Annotated in this window: 17 protein-coding genes, 1 pseudogene and 1 other annotated feature (1 of these 19 running past the window's edge); of the genes and pseudogenes, 16 read left to right on the forward strand and 2 right to left on the reverse strand. The window is 36.4% G+C overall.

What is annotated here, in order from left to right; genetic code table 11:
• The first annotated feature begins 67 nt into the window (after positions 1–67).
• The 3 genes from icd to AC22L0_RS13760 all read left to right on the forward strand — a co-directional run bounded on the left by icd (position 68) and on the right by AC22L0_RS13760 (position 3,007).
• On the forward strand, positions 68–1,360 hold the full coding sequence (gene icd / locus AC22L0_RS13750; RefSeq protein WP_016086002.1) for an NADP-dependent isocitrate dehydrogenase: 1,293 nt from the start codon (positions 68–70) through the stop codon (positions 1,358–1,360).
• A 19-nt stretch (positions 1,361–1,379) separates the two neighbouring features.
• Entirely contained in the window at positions 1,380–2,318 is a 939-nt protein-coding gene (mdh, locus tag AC22L0_RS13755; RefSeq protein WP_000153232.1) for a malate dehydrogenase, read from the forward strand.
• Positions 2,319–2,533: 215 nt separating this feature from the next.
• On the forward strand, positions 2,534–3,007 hold the full coding sequence (locus tag AC22L0_RS13760; protein WP_087967242.1) for a MaoC family dehydratase: 474 nt from the start codon (positions 2,534–2,536) through the stop codon (positions 3,005–3,007).
• A 56-nt stretch (positions 3,008–3,063) separates the two neighbouring features.
• On the opposite strand, the gene AC22L0_RS13765 is transcribed toward AC22L0_RS13760, so the two are convergent.
• Positions 3,064–3,195, reverse strand: a complete 132-nt coding sequence (locus AC22L0_RS13765; RefSeq protein ID WP_001237022.1) for a hypothetical protein — start codon at positions 3,193–3,195, stop codon at positions 3,064–3,066.
• 89 nt (positions 3,196–3,284) lie between these two features.
• On the opposite strand from AC22L0_RS13765, the pseudogene AC22L0_RS13770 reads away from it, so the two are divergent.
• From AC22L0_RS13770 to dnaI, 12 genes and pseudogenes are all read left to right on the forward strand, one after another.
• Positions 3,285–3,523: pseudogene (locus tag AC22L0_RS13770) on the forward strand (hypothetical protein).
• 155 nt (positions 3,524–3,678) lie between these two features.
• On the forward strand, positions 3,679–4,398 hold the full coding sequence (phoP, locus tag AC22L0_RS13775; protein ID WP_001065220.1) for a two-component system response regulator PhoP: 720 nt from the start codon (positions 3,679–3,681) through the stop codon (positions 4,396–4,398).
• Entirely contained in the window at positions 4,391–6,154 is a 1,764-nt protein-coding gene (phoR, locus tag AC22L0_RS13780; protein WP_087967244.1) for a sensory box histidine kinase PhoR, read from the forward strand. Before phoP ends, phoR begins: the two co-directional genes overlap by 8 nt.
• Positions 6,155–6,439: 285 nt before the next feature.
• Positions 6,440–9,073 carry a DNA polymerase I gene (polA, locus tag AC22L0_RS13785; RefSeq protein WP_000412804.1) on the forward strand — a complete coding sequence of 878 codons (2,634 nt, stop codon included), beginning with the start codon at positions 6,440–6,442 and terminating at the stop codon, positions 9,071–9,073.
• Between the two features lie 12 nt (positions 9,074–9,085).
• A complete protein-coding gene (gene mutM, locus AC22L0_RS13790) occupies positions 9,086–9,916 on the forward strand; it encodes a DNA-formamidopyrimidine glycosylase (protein ID WP_001114478.1) in 831 nt (276 codons plus the stop codon).
• 72 nt (positions 9,917–9,988) lie between these two features.
• On the forward strand, positions 9,989–10,621 hold the full coding sequence (gene ytaF, locus AC22L0_RS13795; protein ID WP_000281743.1) for a sporulation membrane protein YtaF: 633 nt from the start codon (positions 9,989–9,991) through the stop codon (positions 10,619–10,621).
• Positions 10,622–10,672: 51 nt separating this feature from the next.
• Complete coding sequence (coaE, locus tag AC22L0_RS13800) at positions 10,673–11,275, forward strand: dephospho-CoA kinase (RefSeq protein WP_000219315.1); 603 nt, start codon at positions 10,673–10,675, stop codon at positions 11,273–11,275.
• A 109-nt stretch (positions 11,276–11,384) separates the two neighbouring features.
• On the forward strand, positions 11,385–12,413 hold the full coding sequence (locus AC22L0_RS13805; protein ID WP_000198974.1) for a glyceraldehyde-3-phosphate dehydrogenase: 1,029 nt from the start codon (positions 11,385–11,387) through the stop codon (positions 12,411–12,413).
• Between the two features lie 390 nt (positions 12,414–12,803).
• Positions 12,804–13,187, forward strand: a complete 384-nt coding sequence (gene speD / locus AC22L0_RS13810; RefSeq protein WP_098413228.1) for an adenosylmethionine decarboxylase — start codon at positions 12,804–12,806, stop codon at positions 13,185–13,187.
• Positions 13,188–13,470: 283 nt separating this feature from the next.
• Entirely contained in the window at positions 13,471–13,932 is a 462-nt protein-coding gene (gene nrdR / locus AC22L0_RS13815; protein WP_001203687.1) for a transcriptional regulator NrdR, read from the forward strand.
• 152 nt (positions 13,933–14,084) lie between these two features.
• A complete protein-coding gene (locus AC22L0_RS13820; protein WP_000415029.1) occupies positions 14,085–15,494 on the forward strand; it encodes a replication initiation and membrane attachment family protein in 1,410 nt (469 codons plus the stop codon).
• A 33-nt stretch (positions 15,495–15,527) separates the two neighbouring features.
• Positions 15,528–16,466, forward strand: a complete 939-nt coding sequence (dnaI, locus tag AC22L0_RS13825; protein ID WP_087967246.1) for a primosomal protein DnaI — start codon at positions 15,528–15,530, stop codon at positions 16,464–16,466.
• Positions 16,467–16,500: 34 nt separating this feature from the next.
• Here dnaI and AC22L0_RS13830 read toward each other — a convergent pair whose 3' ends face one another.
• A complete protein-coding gene (locus AC22L0_RS13830) occupies positions 16,501–16,698 on the reverse strand; it encodes a DUF4177 domain-containing protein (RefSeq protein WP_000464456.1) in 198 nt (65 codons plus the stop codon).
• 234 nt (positions 16,699–16,932) lie between these two features.
• On the opposite strand from AC22L0_RS13830, the gene ytxC reads away from it, so the two are divergent.
• Positions 16,933–17,814 carry a putative sporulation protein YtxC gene (gene ytxC, locus AC22L0_RS13835; RefSeq protein WP_000569629.1) on the forward strand — a complete coding sequence of 294 codons (882 nt, stop codon included), beginning with the start codon at positions 16,933–16,935 and terminating at the stop codon, positions 17,812–17,814.
• Between the two features lie 31 nt (positions 17,815–17,845).
• Positions 17,846–17,992: a binding site (T-box leader), on the forward strand; it runs 82 nt beyond the window's last position.

Raw genomic sequence — 17,992 nt, forward strand, 5'->3', positions numbered from 1 at the left:
GGTTTGAACTGAGGGGTTATTCCCTCAGTTTCATACATATGAAATTTCAAACATGGGGGTTATCACATTGACGACAGGTGAAAAAATTACTGTAACTAATGGTGTTATGAATGTACCAAACAATCCGATTATTCCATTTATCGAGGGAGATGGAATTGGTCCTGATATTTGGGCAGCTGCATCTCGCGTACTAGAAGCAGCAGTTGAAAAAGCTTATGATGGTGAGAAGAAAATCGTTTGGAAAGAAGTGCTTGCAGGGGAAAAAGCATTCAACCAAACAGGCGAGTGGTTACCAGAAGAAACTTTAAACTTAATTCGTGAATATTTAATCGCGATTAAAGGTCCACTTACAACTCCAGTTGGCGGTGGTATTCGTTCTCTAAACGTAGCACTTCGTCAAGAATTAGATTTATATGTATGTCTACGTCCAGTTCGTTATTTTGAAGGTGTTCCTTCACCTGTAAAACGTCCGGAAGATACTGATATGGTTATTTTCCGTGAAAATACAGAAGACATTTATGCTGGAATTGAATATGCACAAGGATCTCCAGAAGCAGAAAAAGTTCTTGCTTTCTTAAAAGAAGCAATGGGTGTTAATAAAATCCGCTTCCCAGAAACATCTGGTATTGGTATTAAGCCGATTTCAGAAGAAGGGACAAAGCGTCTTGTTCGTGCTGCAATTCAATATGCAATTAACGAAAAACGCTCTTCTGTTACATTAGTTCATAAAGGAAACATTATGAAATTTACAGAAGGTGCTTTCAAAAACTGGGGTTACGAAGTAGCGGAACAAGAATTCGGCGACAAAGTATTTACTTGGGCTGAATACGATCGTATCGTTGAAAAAGATGGTAAAGATGTAGCGAATAAAGCGATGGCAGACGCTGAAGTGGCTGGAAAAATCATCGTAAAAGATTCTATTGCAGACATCTTCTTACAACAAATTTTAACTCGTCCACGTGAGTTCGATGTTGTTGCAACAATGAACTTAAATGGTGACTATATCTCTGATGCACTTGCTGCACAAGTAGGTGGAATTGGTATTGCACCTGGTGCAAACATTAACTATGTGACTGGACATGCTATCTTTGAAGCTACACACGGTACAGCTCCAAAATATGCAGGTTTAGATAAAGTAAACCCATCTTCTGTTCTTCTTTCAGGTGTATTATTATTAGAACACTTAGGATGGAACGAAGCTGCGAAATTAGTAACTGCTTCTGTTGAGAAAACAATTGCTTCAAAAGTAGTAACTTATGATTTCGCACGCTTAATGGAAGGTGCAACAGAAGTGAAATGTTCTGAGTTCGCTAATGAACTTATTAAAAACATGGATGTAGCGATAATCAAAAACGCATAATTAAAGCGGGGGGTAAATTATGACAATCAAACGCAAGAAGGTTTCAGTCATCGGTGCAGGATTTACAGGAGCAACAACGGCATTCTTATTAGCACAAAAAGAACTGGCAGATGTTGTATTAGTGGACATTCCACAACTGGAAAATCCAACAAAAGGGAAAGCGTTAGATATGTTAGAAGCGAGCCCAGTACAAGGTTTTGATGCTAACATTATTGGAACATCTGATTACGCAGATACTGCTGATTCTGACGTTGTCGTTATTACAGCAGGTATTGCACGTAAGCCTGGTATGAGCCGTGATGACTTAGTAGCAACAAACTCTAAAATTATGAAAAGTATTACGCGCGACATTGCAAAACATTCACCAAATGCAATTATTGTTGTGTTAACAAATCCAGTTGATGCAATGACATATTCTGTATTTAAAGAAGCAGGATTCCCGAAAGAGCGTGTTATCGGTCAATCGGGTGTATTAGATACAGCTCGTTTCCGTACATTCATCGCACAAGAATTAAATCTTTCTGTAAAAGATATTACAGGATTTGTTCTTGGTGGACACGGTGACGACATGGTACCTCTTGTGCGTTATTCATATGCAGGCGGTATTCCGTTAGAAACGTTAATTCCGAAAGAGCGTTTAGAAGCAATCGTAGAACGTACACGTAAAGGTGGCGGTGAGATTGTAGGCTTATTAGGAAACGGTAGTGCATATTACGCACCAGCAGCTTCTTTAGTTGAAATGACAGAAGCAATCTTAAAAGATCAACGCCGTGTATTACCGGCTATTGCGTACCTTGAAGGTGAGTATGGTTATAGTGACCTTTACTTAGGGGTACCAGTAATTCTAGGTGGTAACGGAATTGAAAAAATTATTGAATTAGAACTTCTTGCAGATGAAAAAGAAGCGTTAGATCGCTCTGTAGAATCTGTACGTAACGTAATGAAAGTTCTTGTTTAATAATTGAATAGTAGTGAAAAAGATTCGGGATTCCGAATCTTTTTCTACTATTTACCGAATTGTTTTTTTGAAATAATATGAAAACGCTATCATTTGTAATATCCTATAATGAAACTGTAGATTTATACTATACATTGCCCTCATCATAGTAAATTTCGGATAAGGTATCGCTTTTAGTAGGATAATAAGGTGAAAAAATCGGAGGGGGTTGTAACATGTTAAAGAAAAAAGTTCAAATTGGTCGTAAAATGGATGAAATTACAGTAGGAGAGAAATTATCTATCACTGAAAAAATTGAGGATAAAGATTTGTTATTGTACTTAGGGTTAACGAATGATGCCAATCCATTATATATTCAGCATGATTACGCATCCCAAACTCCGTATGAAAAGCCGATTGTACCAAGCGTTATGCTAACGGGAATGATTACAACGGCGGTTACGAAATATTTACCGGGTCCAGGAAGTCATATTACGAGAAAGGACCTTACATTCGTGAAACATGTTCACCATTATGAAACGTTACAAATCCACTTTGAAGTTGTGGCTGTTTCTGAGGAGGAACATACAATTGATATGCTTGTATCTGCTCATGATGAAAAAGGAGAAACTGTTGTGAAAGGTTCATTAACAGTAACGCCACCTTTTAAATCTGTTTCCATTATGGAAAAAGCATTAGATAATTTTTAAAAGATGAAAATATGAATAGCGCTAGCATACCTTTAATAAGGATGCTAGCGCTATTTTTAGTTGAAGAACCCTTCTTTGAACCCTTCAGCAAATTCTGAGCACCCCGTTTTAATCGTATCCCAGCTCGGAGCATTAAAAGCAAGGATACATGTGACTGCTAAAGATAGAATGGATAGTATTAGTCGCATAATAGACCTCCGTATATTATTAATTTATATATTAAGATTAATAATATAATTATCGGTAATTGAAGTCAATTAAAGGAGTGGTTTTTTAGGTGAGGTGGAAAAGAGAAGAGTGATCTTTGAAACGGTAAGAGAAGCTGAAGTGTGGGCAGACGGGTTTGTGAATGAAATGTACGGGAGAGTATTTGATGGATATGAAACACCAGATTATAAAATAGCGTATGCTTTATCTTTTCTCTTAGCGCAAAATCGAGAACTCAATATTCATACGGAAGTAGAATTTAATAACGATATGGAAGTATATAAAGTATGGATAACAAAACATAATTGAGGCGAACGTAATTGTTTTTAGGAATAACAATAGCACAATCCGAATCCATGAATAGACAATTATATTGAGAGGGACCTTGTTTTCTAGTATGATGAGAATAACGGGGAAAATACTAGGATGAAGAAGGTTTCAAGTCTATAACTTGGAGGAAAAGAATGAACAATCGTATTTTAGTAGTTGATGATGAGGAATTTATCTTAACTTTAATCGAATTTAATTTACAACAAGCTGGGTTTGAAGTTATAACAGCGATGGATGGAGAAATGGCGCTTCAAAAAGCGACAACAGAACGCCCAGATTTAATTATATTAGATTTAATGCTTCCGAAAATGGATGGTATGGAAGTGTGTAAAGAATTACGATTGCAGCGCGTTATGACGCCGATTTTAATGTTAACGGCAAAAGATGATGAGTTTGATAAGGTGCTAGGCCTTGAACTTGGGGCAGATGATTATATGACAAAGCCATTTAGTCCAAGAGAAGTAGTTGCTCGTGTGAAGGCGATTTTGCGCCGTACGAAATTACAACAAGAAGAACAAGTTGCAGAAGCGCCAGATGAAGATAGCATCACAATTGCAGAACTTAAAATTTTACCGGAGTTTTATGAGGCTTATTTCCAAGGAAGAAAGCTTGAATTAACACCAAAAGAATTTGAACTACTTGTGTATCTTGCGAAAAATAAAAGTCGCGTGTTGACACGTGATCAATTATTAAGTGCTGTATGGAATTATGATTTTGCTGGTGATACACGAATTGTTGATGTTCATATTAGCCATTTGCGCGATAAAATTGAACAAAATACGAAAAAACCGACGTACATTAAAACGATACGTGGTTTAGGATATAAATTAGAGGAGCCAAAAGGGAATGAATAAATTTCGTTCCAGGCTTCTTTTTACATTTGTTTCTCTTATTGTATTTATTTTAGTTGGACTAGGTTTATTACTAGAAACTGTGTTTGAAAACTACTATATAGATCATGCTAAAGAGAGAATGGTAAAAGAGACGGAGTATGTTGCGACGTTAGCAGAAGAGCAAGGTTTTGATAATGTCTTAAAAAATCCATACGTATTTGAAAAGTTAGAAGAAAAAATACCAGCTTCTATCGTATTTTTGGATGAAAAAAAGAAAGTTCAATATAGAAAAGGACAAGAATTGGCATTTAGTCCAGAGACGATTAAAGAACTTTCTTCGGAAGTGGCAAAACAACGAAGTAAAGTAATTACGAAAGAAACGGATCGAAAGAATGAATTTTATCATGCGGTGTTCGTTCAAGATGTAGAAGGAAAACAAGGATACATTTTGGTGAAAAGTATAATTGATCCTTTAAGAGACGTACATCAAAAAACGTGGGGATTATTAATTATCGGATTTGTCATTGCTTGTCTCGTAGTTGTATTTTTAGGTATGAAAATTACAGGGCAATATATTAGGCCGATTGAATCGGTTACGAAAGTTGCAATTGAATTGGCAAAGGGTAATTATAAAGCACGTGCATACGAAAGTCATTCGGATGAAACAGGAATGCTGAGTAAAGCGATTAATATTTTAGCTCGAAATTTACAAGAGATGACACTTGAACAAGAAATGCAGCAAGATCGTCTGCATACGTTAATTGAAAATATGGGAAGCGGAATGATTTTAATTGATAGCCGAGGATATATAAACCTTGTAAACCGCTCTTATAAGGAAACTTTCCACGTAACAGATGAAGAATATTTAGATCGCTTATATTATGAATCGTTTCATCATACAGAAATTATTGAGCTTGTAGAAGAAATCTTTATGACAGAAGTGAAAGTGCGTAAACAAATGTTATTGCCACTTGGAATTGAACGGAAGCATTTCGAAGTATATGGAGCGCCGATTATCGGGACAAACCATGAATGGAAAGGGATTGTTCTCGTATTCCATGACATAACAGAGTTAAAGAAATTAGAACAAATGAGAAAAGACTTTTTAGCGAATGTTTCTCATGAATTAAAGACACCGATTACTTCTATTAAAGGTTTTTCAGAAACACTCTTAGACGGAGCGATGGATAATAAAAAATTCTGCGAACATTTCTTGCACATTATTTTAAAAGAAAGTGAGCGCATGCAAGGATTAATTGAAGATTTATTAGATTTGTCGAAGATCGAACAACAAGGATTTAAATTAAATATGGGAACCGTTGACATGAAGGGGCTGCTTGAAGATATTCATATGGTGCTTGATAATAAAGCAGGAGAAAAAGAAATCTCTTTACAAGTGAATGTATTAAAGCGTGCCTCTGTTATTGGAGATCCAAGTCGTTTGAAACAAATCTTTATTAATTTAATTAATAACGCAATCGTATATACACCGGCTGGAGGCGTTGTTTCAGTAGAGTTAGTGGAAGATAAATATAATGCTTATATAAAAGTATCGGATACTGGAATTGGTATTAGTAAAGAGGAAATTCCGCGTATTTTTGAACGTTTCTACCGGGTGGATAAAGCAAGAAGTAGAAATACTGGTGGTACCGGCCTTGGATTGTCGATCGTAAAGCATTTAGTTGAGGCGCATCAAGGTACGATTACAGTAGATAGTGAAGTTGGAGAAGGGACAACGTTTACAGTTGTTTTACCGAAATCAGCAACTGAAAAATAGGATGAAGGATGTTTACAATATATTAACAATGGCTTAATTAAATATTAATAAAGCTCTGTTAATATAATACATGAAAACCCCTTCATCCAAGGAGTAATTTTGGACGAGAATAGTTAAGCTGTTCTCGTCACTTCCCTTTATGCCAATATAAGTCTGTTTTATATATGAAAGAAAATAGCCGTTATTTTTCTTCTCTCTATTAGTCATGTTAATATAGAGAGAGGAAAGGAACGGTTTTTTTCTGTGAAAAAAATCATTTCAAATTTGTATGGGGAGGTTTCAATTTTGGAAAAAAAGGTCGTATTAGTAGATGGTAATAATATCGCGTATCGTGCTTTCTTTGCACTACCGCTTTTAAATAACGACAAAGGTATACATACGAACGCAATTTACGGTTTTACAATGATGTTAATGAGAATATTAGAGGAAGAAAAGCCAACTCATATGTTAGTGGCGTTTGATGCAGGCAAAACAACGTTCCGTCATAAAACGTATAGTGAGTATAAAGGAGGGCGTCAAAAGACTCCACCTGAATTATCAGAGCAATTCCCATTTATTCGTGAGATGCTGGATGCGTTCAATGTACCGCGTTATGAATTAGAAAATTATGAAGCGGACGACATCATGGGAACGTTAGCGAAAGAAGCGAGTGAGCAAGGGGCAAGTGTAAAAGTTATTTCAGGAGATAAAGATTTACTTCAACTTGTTTCTGATAACACGCTTGTATGTATTCCGCGAAAAGGGATTACAGAAGTGGATGAATATACGAAAGAAGCTTTATTTGAAAAATACAGCTTATCACCAAAGCAAATTATCGATATGAAAGGTTTAATGGGAGACCAGTCAGATAATATACCAGGTGTACCAGGAGTTGGTGAAAAAACGGCAATTAAATTGTTAACACAGTTTGGAACGGTTGAAGCGGTGTATGAAAATATAGATCAAGTAAGTGGGAAGAAATTAAAAGAAAAACTGGAAGAAAATAAAGAACAAGCTCTTATGAGTAAGGATCTTGCAACTATTATTACAGATGCGCCGATTACAGTTCATGTGGATGATATGGCGTATAAAGGATATGAAGCAAGTGATGTCATTCCAATGTTCGAGAGTTTAGGATTTACATCTCTTTTAAATAAATTAGGCGTTACGCCAGAAGAAACTGCTCCAGCTGAATTAGATGATATTACATTTGATATTGTGGAAGAAGTTACAGAAGAAATGCTTCAGCAAGATAGTGCGCTTATCGTTGAAGTACAAGAAGATAACTATCATAAAGCAGACATTCAAGGTTTCGGTATTCAAAATGAAAATGGATGTTACTTTATTCAGACAGACATTGCTCTTAAGTCAGATGCTTTTAAAGAGTGGCTTGCAGATGGAGAAATGAGAAAGCATACATTTGATGCGAAGCGTGCAATCGTTGCACTGAAATGGAATGGGATAGATATGCAAGGGATTGACTTTGATCTATTAATCGCTGCTTATTTACTAGATCCAGCTGATACGGATAAAGACTTCCGTACTGTAGCGAAAATGAAAGAAACGCATGCTGTGAAATCTGATGAAGAAGTTTACGGAAAAGGTGCGAAGCGTGCTGTTCCAAAGTTAGAGGTAGTAGCGGAGCATGTGGCTCGTAAAGTGCATGTATTATATGATGTAAAGCAAACATTCGTTGAAGAGTTAAAGAAGAATGAGCAATATGAACTGTTTACAGAGTTAGAATTGCCGCTTGCACGTGTATTAGCTGATATGGAAGTAAAGGGTGTAAAAGTTGATACAGAGCGTCTTCGTAATATGGGAGAAGAACTTGCGGGTAGATTAAAGGAAATGGAACAGGAAATTTATAAGCTTGCGGGAACAGAATTTAATATTAATTCACCGAAGCAGCTTGGTGTTATTCTGTTTGAGAACTTAAACTTGCCGGTTATTAAAAAGACGAAAACAGGTTATTCTACGTCAGCTGATGTACTAGATAAGCTTATGAATCACCATGAAATTATTCCAAATATTTTACATTATCGTCAATTAGGGAAACTAAATTCAACTTACATTGAAGGTTTATTGAAAGTTGTACATGAAGATTCATCTAAAATTCATACTCGCTTTAATCAAGTGTTAACGCAAACAGGTCGATTAAGTTCAACGGATCCGAACTTGCAAAATATCCCAATTCGATTAGAAGAAGGAAGAAAGATTCGTCAGGCATTTGTTCCGTCAGAAGAAGGATGGATTATGTATGCGGCTGATTACTCACAAATCGAACTGCGTGTATTAGCTCATATTGCAAATGATAAAGGGCTAGTTGAAGCATTCCAACATGATATGGATATTCATACGAAAACAGCTATGGATGTATTTGGCGTTAAAAAAGATGAAGTAACTTCAAATATGAGACGACAAGCGAAAGCTGTTAACTTCGGAATTGTATATGGTATTAGTGATTATGGTCTTTCACAAAACTTAGGAATTACAAGAAAAGCAGCAGCGGAATTTATTGAAAAGTATTTAGAAAGTTTCCCTGGTGTACAAGAATACATGGAGGACATCGTAAAAGATGCGAAACAAAAAGGATATGTGGCTACATTATTAAATCGTCGCCGTTATATTCCAGAAATTACGAGTCGTAATTTCAATTTACGTAGCTTCGCTGAGCGTACAGCGATGAATACACCAATTCAAGGTACTGCCGCAGATATTATTAAAAAAGCGATGATTATTATGGCGGATCGTTTAGAAGAAGAAGGATTACAAGCACGTCTTCTTCTGCAAGTACACGATGAATTGATATTTGAAGCGCCAAAAGAAGAAATTGAAAAATTAGAGAAGCTTGTACCTGAAGTAATGGAGCATGCAATTGAACTTGCAGTTCCGCTGAAAGTTGATTATTCTTACGGTCCAACTTGGTACGACGCAAAATAAGGAAGTGATGAAATGCCTGAATTACCAGAGGTTGAAAACGTCAGACGGACACTTGAAAATCTTGTAACAGGAAAAACGATTGAAGATGTTATTGTTACTTATCCAAAAATAGTGAAACGACCGGATGATGCAGAAATCTTTAAAGAAATGCTAAAAGGCGAGAAGATTGAAAATATAAAGCGAAGAGGAAAGTTTTTGCTTTTATATGTAACGAATTATGTTATTGTTTCACATTTGCGTATGGAAGGTAAGTTTTTACTACATCAAGAGGATGAGCCGATTGATAAACATACGCACGTCCGTTTCTTATTTACAGATGGAACGGAATTACATTATAAAGATGTGAGAAAGTTTGGTACGATGCATCTCTTTAAGAAAGGTGAAGAAATGAACCAAATGCCTCTTGCGGACTTAGGTCCGGAGCCATTTGATGCTGAAATGACACCGCAGTATTTACAAGAAAGATTACAAAAGACAAATCGTAAAATAAAAGTTGTGCTACTGGATCAGCGTCTTTTAGTAGGGCTTGGAAATATATATGTAGATGAAGTTTTATTCCGTTCTCAAATTCATCCGGAACGAGAAGCTTCGTCTTTAACAGTAGAAGAAATTGAGCGAATTTATGAGGCTACCGTTACAACGCTAGGCGAAGCAGTAAAGCGTGGCGGAAGTACAATTCGGACGTATATCAACTCACAAGGGCAAATTGGTTCTTTCCAAGAACTCCTAAATGTATATGGGAAAAAAGGAGAGCCGTGCGTAACTTGTGGCACGATATTAGAAAAAACAGTTGTTGGCGGGCGAGGAACGCATTACTGCCCAATTTGTCAGCCTAGAATATAGAAAAGAGATAACATCGGATAGGCATTTGTCATATACATACAGCAGAGCTATGTATAAGGGAGGAGCTTACCGATGTACCTTTATTTATCTCTTATTTTATTAGCTTTTACATTAAGCTTGGATAGCTGTAGTGTAGGGCTAACATATGGTTTAAGAAGCGTAAGAATTCCACTAAGATCAATTATAATTATCGGAATGTGTTCAGCGGCTGTTATGCTTGTTTCAATGGGAATTGGACATATGATCGCGAAAGTATTTTCACCTGTTATCGCAACGCGTATCGGTGGGCTTGTTCTTATTGGAATAGGGATTTGGGTATTATATCAATTTTTTCGAAGTGAGAAAAAAGAAGAACCGAAGCAAGAGGAGAAGGTCTGGAAATTAGAGATTGCCTCACTAGGGCTAGTGATTCAAATTTTACGGAAACCGACTGTAGCAGATTTTGATAAATCAGGCACCATTTCTGCAGGAGAAGCATTGCTTCTTGGTATCGCTCTTTCTGTAGACTCATTTGGTGCCGGAATTGGTGCATCTTTATTAGGGTATGCACCCGCTATGATGGCGATATTAGTTGCAATTATGAGTTCTTTGTTTTTATTTATTGGAATGAAACTTGGAACGGTTTTATCGAATATGAAGTGGTTACAAAAATTTACATTCCTGCCTGGAGTATTACTCATTATTATTGGAATTTGGAAAATGTAAGTATGGGCGTGGAACATTAGTTTCGCGCCTTTTATTATGAGGAGGATTATGATGACAGTAGTAATTGGATTAACAGGAGGCATTGCAAGTGGAAAAAGTACAGTGTCTCAAATGTTTCGTGAACTGAGCATACCAGTTATTGATGCAGATATTATTGCACGAGAAGTTGTAGAGCGAGGAAAACCAGCATATAACAAAATAGTAGAAGTATTTGGAACGGAAGTGTTACAAGAAGATGGAGAACTAGATCGTCCAAAACTAGGAAGTGTCGTTTTCTATAATGAAGAAAAACGATTGCAGTTAAATAAAATTGTTCATCCTGCAGTGCGTGAGGAAATGAATAGGCAAAAGGAAATGTACATAAAAGAAGGTATGCAAGCGGTTGTGTTAGATATTCCTCTCTTATTTGAAAGCAAATTAACAAGTCTCGTTGACCGCATTTTAGTTGTAGCGGTTAAGCCGCATACGCAATTAGAACGTTTAATGAAACGAAATAACTTTTCAGAAGAAGAAGCAACAGCTCGTATTCAATCTCAAATGCCGTTAGAAGAAAAAGTGAAAAATGCAGATGAAGTGATAAATAATGATGGCACAATTATGGGAACGAAAACACAATTGCAGGTAATTTTAAAGAAGTGGAACATTATTGACTAAAAAATTGTGAAATTAATGAAAATGCTTAGTGACATATCCCCTTTTTGTGTTATACTATTATTGGGATTGGAGATAAATAGTATAACGCATTCAAGGGGGATAACATATTATGACTCGTGTGGCAATTAATGGATTTGGACGTATTGGGAGAATGGTATTTCGTCAAGCAATAAAAGAAAGCGCATTCGAAATTGTAGCAATCAATGCAAGCTATCCATCTGAAACGTTAGCACACTTAATTAAATATGATACAGTTCATGGCAAGTTTGACGGAACAGTAGAAGCATTTGAAGATCACTTATTAGTTGATGGAAAAATGATTCGCCTTTTAAACAACCGCGATCCAAAGGAATTGCCTTGGACAGATTTAGGTGTTGAAGTTGTAATTGAAGCAACTGGTAAATTTAATTCAAAAGAAAAAGCAATTCTTCACGTTGAAGCTGGAGCGAAAAAAGTAATTTTAACAGCGCCTGGTAAAAATGAAGATGTAACAATTGTAGTTGGTGTGAACGAAGACCAATTAGATATTACAAAACATACTGTTATTTCAAATGCATCTTGTACAACAAACTGTTTAGCGCCTGTTGTGAAGGTGTTAGATGAGCAGTTTGGAATTGAAAACGGTTTAATGACGACAGTTCACGCTTATACAAATGACCAAAAAAATATTGATAACCCACATAAAGATTTAAGAAGAGCACGTGCTTGCGGACAATCAATCATTCCGACAACGACAGGTGCTGCGAAAGCGCTAGCAAAAGTTCTTCCACATTTAAACGGAAAACTTCATGGTATGGCACTTCGTGTACCAACACCAAACGTGTCTCTTGTTGATTTAGTAGTAGATGTAAAACGCGATGTGACAGTTGAAGCCATTAACGATGCATTCAAAACTGTTGCAAACGGTGCGTTAAAAGGTATTGTAGAATTCAGCGAAGAGCCTTTAGTATCTATCGACTTTAATACAAATACACACTCAGCTATTATTGATGGTTTATCTACAATGGTAATGGGTGATCGTAAAGTGAAAGTACTTGCTTGGTATGATAACGAGTGGGGCTACTCTCGTCGTGTTGTAGATCTTGTAACGTTAGTTGTTGAAGAGTTAGCGAAACAAGAAAATGTGCAACACATTTAAGTGAATAAGGGAGGAGAGGGCAAGGCAACATTTGCCCTCTTTTTTTAATTTTTTCTGAAAAGGAAAAAAATTATATAAGTATATTTAAAAAAGTGGACATACCACGAAGCGTTGTGATTACTGCATTTGTGAATCGTTTATTTTTTTTAGGGAAAAGTAAAGAGGAAAATATGACAGAAAATCGAAAAAACTGTTGTTGCAAAATGAAAATAAACAAAGTATACTAACACTCGTAAACTTAAGAGCTGAGGTACGTAGTCACTACTTAAAGGGTTAGGACCTCTCTGGACTAACTTTCCCCCGTGGTAGTGGAGCAAGCCAAATTGCAAATTAGTTTTCAATTCGAACAGTTAGAATAAATTTACAAGGGGGAACTGTAGAATGGATACTATGGATACGATGGGTCGTCACGTGATTGCTGAACTTTGGGATTGCGATTTCGACAAACTGAATGACATGCCGTATATTGAACAATTATTTGTGGATGCAGCACTAAAAGCTGGTGCTGAAGTGCGTGAGGTTGCTTTCCATAAATTTGCACCACAAGGTGTAAGTGGAGTAGTAATTATCTCGGAATCACATTTAACAATTCATAGCTTTCCGGAGCACGGTTACGCAAGTATTGATGTTTATACTTGTGGGGATCGTATTGATCCAAATGTTGCTGCAGAATATATTGCAGAAGGTTTAAACGCGAAAACGCGTGAGAGCATCGAGCTTCCTCGAGGAACTGGTAGCTTCGAAATTAAGCAGAGAGAAACAAAAGCTCTTTAAAAAAGAACATAATTGATTTAAAATGTAAAGAGGTGTATAATGCACCTCTTTTTTAGTTTATAAAAAAGGAAAAATATAACGTACTCGTTAGTTGAATAAATTGGATTCTTGCAAATGAGGTAGTGCTCTATATACCATCTTATTTTTAAGGATGAGATGATAAAGTGATGCGCTGAAACTTAAAGTGGTAAGAGAGTTAGAATGAGTTATATAATATTGTATATATATTTTAGGTGAAGTGAGTAGAGAAAAATAAAGAGTATAGTGTAAAGGAGTGAATGTATTGCGTTGTCCATCCTGTTCTCATAATGGTACAAGAGTGTTAGATTCGCGTCCGGTAGACGAGGGGCGCTCTATTCGAAGAAGGAGAGAGTGTGAAAGCTGCTTAAGTCGCTTTACGACCTTTGAAAGGGTAGAAGAGTCACCTCTTATCGTTGTAAAAAAAGAAGGCACACGAGAAGAGTTTAATAAAGAAAAGATTTTACGTGGTTTAATTAAAGCGTGTGAAAAAAGACCAGTATCTTTAAGACAATTAGAAGAAGTAACACAAAGCGTGGAACGTGAACTGCGTAATTTAGGTATATCAGAAGTGAAAAGTGATATGATTGGTGAAATTGTCATGGAAGAACTTCGCGATATTGATGATGTTGCTTACGTACGTTTTGCTTCTGTATATCGTCAATTTAAAGATTTAAATGTATTTATTGAAGAATTAAAAGATATACTGCAAAAAGAAAGAGAGTAGAAGTTGTATTTTATTCTCTTTACATACCGTAAGTAATAGGATAAGAGAGCTAGAAGCGCAAGCTAATAGCTCTTTTTCACTAAGAATTTATATAATGAAGATAGAACGAATGAAGTAGAGGATAGATTGGATGAGAGAAAGGAAAAGCAAGAATGGAAAAACAGTCATGGATGGAGCTATTGCCGATTGATCGTTATAAAGTAAGTGCGAAAGGGCTACTGCACAATTACGACCGAAAAGTGTTAACGATGTTGTATCAGCCGTTAATAGGTAGTAGAGCTTTTAGCTTATACATGACACTATGGGGAGAGCTAGAGCAAGATCGTGTATTTGGAAAAGAGAATACGCATCATTCCCTTATGGTGACTATGCAAATGCAACTTCCTGAAATATATGAGGAACGAGTAAAGTTAGAGGCAATTGGGCTATTGAAGGTATATATTAAGAAAGAAAAAGATATTCGAATGTTCATATATGAGTTGCAACCACCTTTATCTCCGAAGCAGTTTTTTGATGATATTGTTTTAAGTATCTTTTTATACAATCGATTGAGCCGGACAAAATATAATCAAGTAAAGCAATATTTCTTAGAAGAAGAATTTGATTTTGCTTCTTATGAAAATGTTACGCGTTCTTTCAATGATGTGTTTGGTTCGTTTAATCCAGGACAGCTTGAGCATGCGCAAGAAGACCTTCGTATTCCAAAAACGACAACTATGCCAAGTAACGAGAAGGGAGACGCTCCGAAAGTTTGGAATGATTTCTTTGATTTCTCTTTATTTGTAGATGGATTGTCCGCTCTTGTTCCTAAAAAGGCGATTACAGATCAAGTGAGAGACTGCGTTATAACACTTGCTTACGTGTATGGTGTAGATGTGTTATCGATGCAAAATATCGTTCTTGGTGCAGTGACAGAGATGCAAACAATTGATACGGAAAGGCTTAGAAAAGGAGCGCGCGATTGGTATCAATTTGAAAATGGTCAAGCATTACCGGTATTAAGTGAAAGAGTACAGCCTCATGCTGCACGTACGATGAAAGAGAAAGAGCCTTCATCGCAAGAGGAGATGTTAATAAAGCAGCTAGAGGAAATCTCGCCAAAACAACTATTGAAAGAGATTTCTGGTGGTGCAGAGGCAACGAAAGCGGACTTGCAGATCGTTGAAGATGTCATGATTAATCAAAAATTGACACCAGGAGTTGTGAATGTACTTATTTATTACGTTATGCTACGCTCAGATATGAAACTTGCGAAAACGTATGTCGAGAAGATTGCTGGGCATTGGGCACGTAAAAAGGTCGGTACAGTAGCGGACGCGATGGCGTTAGCGAAAGAAGAGAACCGTCAATATCAAGAGTGGGCTGAGACGAAGAAAAAAGGCCGTACGGCGAAGAAAACGGTGCGGAAAGAAATGGTGCCAGATTGGCTTAAGGAAGAAGAGCCGAAAGAACAAGAGAAAGAAACAGAGAAGAAAGATACAAGTGTAGAAAAAGATGCAAGTACGCTAGAAGATGAAAGAAAACGACTAGAAGAAGTGTTAAAAAAATATAAGCGTGATTAATAGAAGAGAATGAACGCTCTTTGAGGTGAGAAAATGGAGCATATTCAAAATTCATTTGCAAAATTAATGGAAAATGAAAACTTTAAAAATAGATATGAAGTACTAAAGGCAGAAGTCATGGCGCATCCGCGTGTGAAAGAATTTATAGACGAACATAAGGGTGAAGTAACGACTTCTATGATTGAGCGCAGTCTTGTGAAGTTATATGAATATATTGGACAAAGTGTAGGTTGCGTGGATTGTCCGGATTTAGGTTCATGTAAAAATATGCTACAAGGTTATGAGCCAAAGCTTGTTATTCAAGGGAAGATGATTGATATTCAATACGATCGCTGCGTTAGAAAAGTAGCGCATGACGAGAGAAAGAAATATGAAAAACTCGTTCAAAGTGTATATATGCCAATGGATATTTTGCAGGCAACTATGGAAAACTTAGACCCTTCTGATTTAAATGCACGTATCGATGCAATTGGTGCAGCGAATGAATTTTTAAGTACATATGAACCAGGTAAAAAAGCACAAGGTTTATATTTGTACGGTAAATTTGGTGTAGGAAAAACGTACCTTTTAGGAGCAATAGCGAACGAGCTTGCTCGAAAGAAAATAAGTTCGATGCTCGTATACTTCCCGGAATTTTTACGTGAAATTAAAAGTTCAATTCAAGATAATTCGATTGGTGAAAAGATTGATGCGGTTAAACGCGTACAAGTTTTAATGTTAGACGATATCGGGGCAGAAGCGATGTCAAGCTTTGTGCGTGACGATGTGCTTGGTGCAATCTTGCAATTCCGTATGTTAGAAAACTTACCGACGTTCTTTACGTCTAATTTTGATTTTAAACAACTGGAACACCATTTAACGTATACGCAGCGTGGTGAGGCTGAAGAAATGAAAGCAGCACGTATTATGGAAAGAATTAAATATTTAGCGAAACCAATTCCAATTGGTGGGAAAAACCGTCGTCATAAGTAAAAGAGTAAGCTTCTCAGCTTGCTCTTTTTTTGTATTATAGTGATATTTTCTTTTCGAATATGAGATCGAAATATTCAGGTTGTCCAGAACTGCCAAACGTAGGGGCAACAATCTGTACGAACCTCCAGCCATCTCTAGCATGTTCTTGAATAATTTCTTGGTAGTCTTCAGCTGGTTTTGAGCGAGTGAACCCCCAATGTAATTCGACTTTTACGAATTTATATTCAAACATTCAGATACCCCCTTTTATTGATAAGTAAAGTATACAATAAAAATTCATAGTAGCTTGTATCATTTTTTTCTCCCTCCCTTAATATATATAAAATTAGCAAGCCATATTGAGTGGATTTTCTAACGATAGGAAATGTGATTCTACTAAGAGTGAAATTCACGCGGGACGGACTCTTATAGGATTTGTAACGTATAGATACAGTCCTTTAGAGCGGGGATAAAAGGGGGGACAAAAGTGATTGAAATTTGCTTCGAAGAAAAAAATGATGCTATGCACGTATATAGACAATTGCTGAAAAGAGCGGAAGTGTTATATAAGGAAACGAGTGTGTATTTACAGGAACAAAAAGTGGTGATTCACATACCAGTACGTGAATCGAATTATATTGAAAAAATCTTATTGCCAGTAATGGTGTATTTCATTGTGAATGTGAAACAAAATGAGTGGATTTATACGATTTTAAAAGAAAAGTTTTTTTATGAAGAACAAGAAGAGTGTCATCAAATATTGCACATGGCACATGAGATTTTAAAGGGAAGAAGAAAAGGTGTAGCTCAGGATTTAACGCGTAACGCATTTGAGTCATATATTAAGTCTTCTTTAAATAATTGGCTTTGTGATCCGCTCTCATTCTCGTTTTCATCATATATCCGTTTTCGTCTTCGTACATATAGGGAAATGGTGGCTAAACTTGCGGAAGTGGCAATTGATGAATATAAGATGGAGCAAGAATACCAAATGTTCATTGAGACGCTTCGGCAACAAGTAAGTAGCCGTAAATCACGTTTGTCTTGCGTGCATCTTATTTTTGATGAAAGCTTTATCTTTTATGATGATAAAGGTAGACGTTTAAAACAGGAGAAGTTGGTCCAATATATAGATGAGGAATTATTAAAGCAAAATGATGTATATATTGATACGAAAGTAATTGCGCCGCTTCTTTCTATTTCGCCTAAAAAGATTTATTTATATACGAAAGAACAAGACCATAATATGATTATTACTTTGCGAAATGTGTTCCAAGAACGGGTCCAATTACATGGATTACATGATTTTGAGCGCAATGTGAAAAATTTAAAAAATAAAGGTAACGCCCTTGATTTTCTAAGTTTTTGAGCATATAATTACCTACATAAATGAAATATATTGAAATGTCATGATGAGGACATGAGTAGTTTTCTACGATTTTCAGAGAGGGAAGCCTTAGGGTGTGAGCTTCCTAGTACGGGATTATTACTTACCACCTCTAAACTTTAGCAGTGAACGGTTTTTCTAGTAATTGCTAACGGACAAC

Source organism: Bacillus sp. LQ01 (assembly GCF_057624735.1).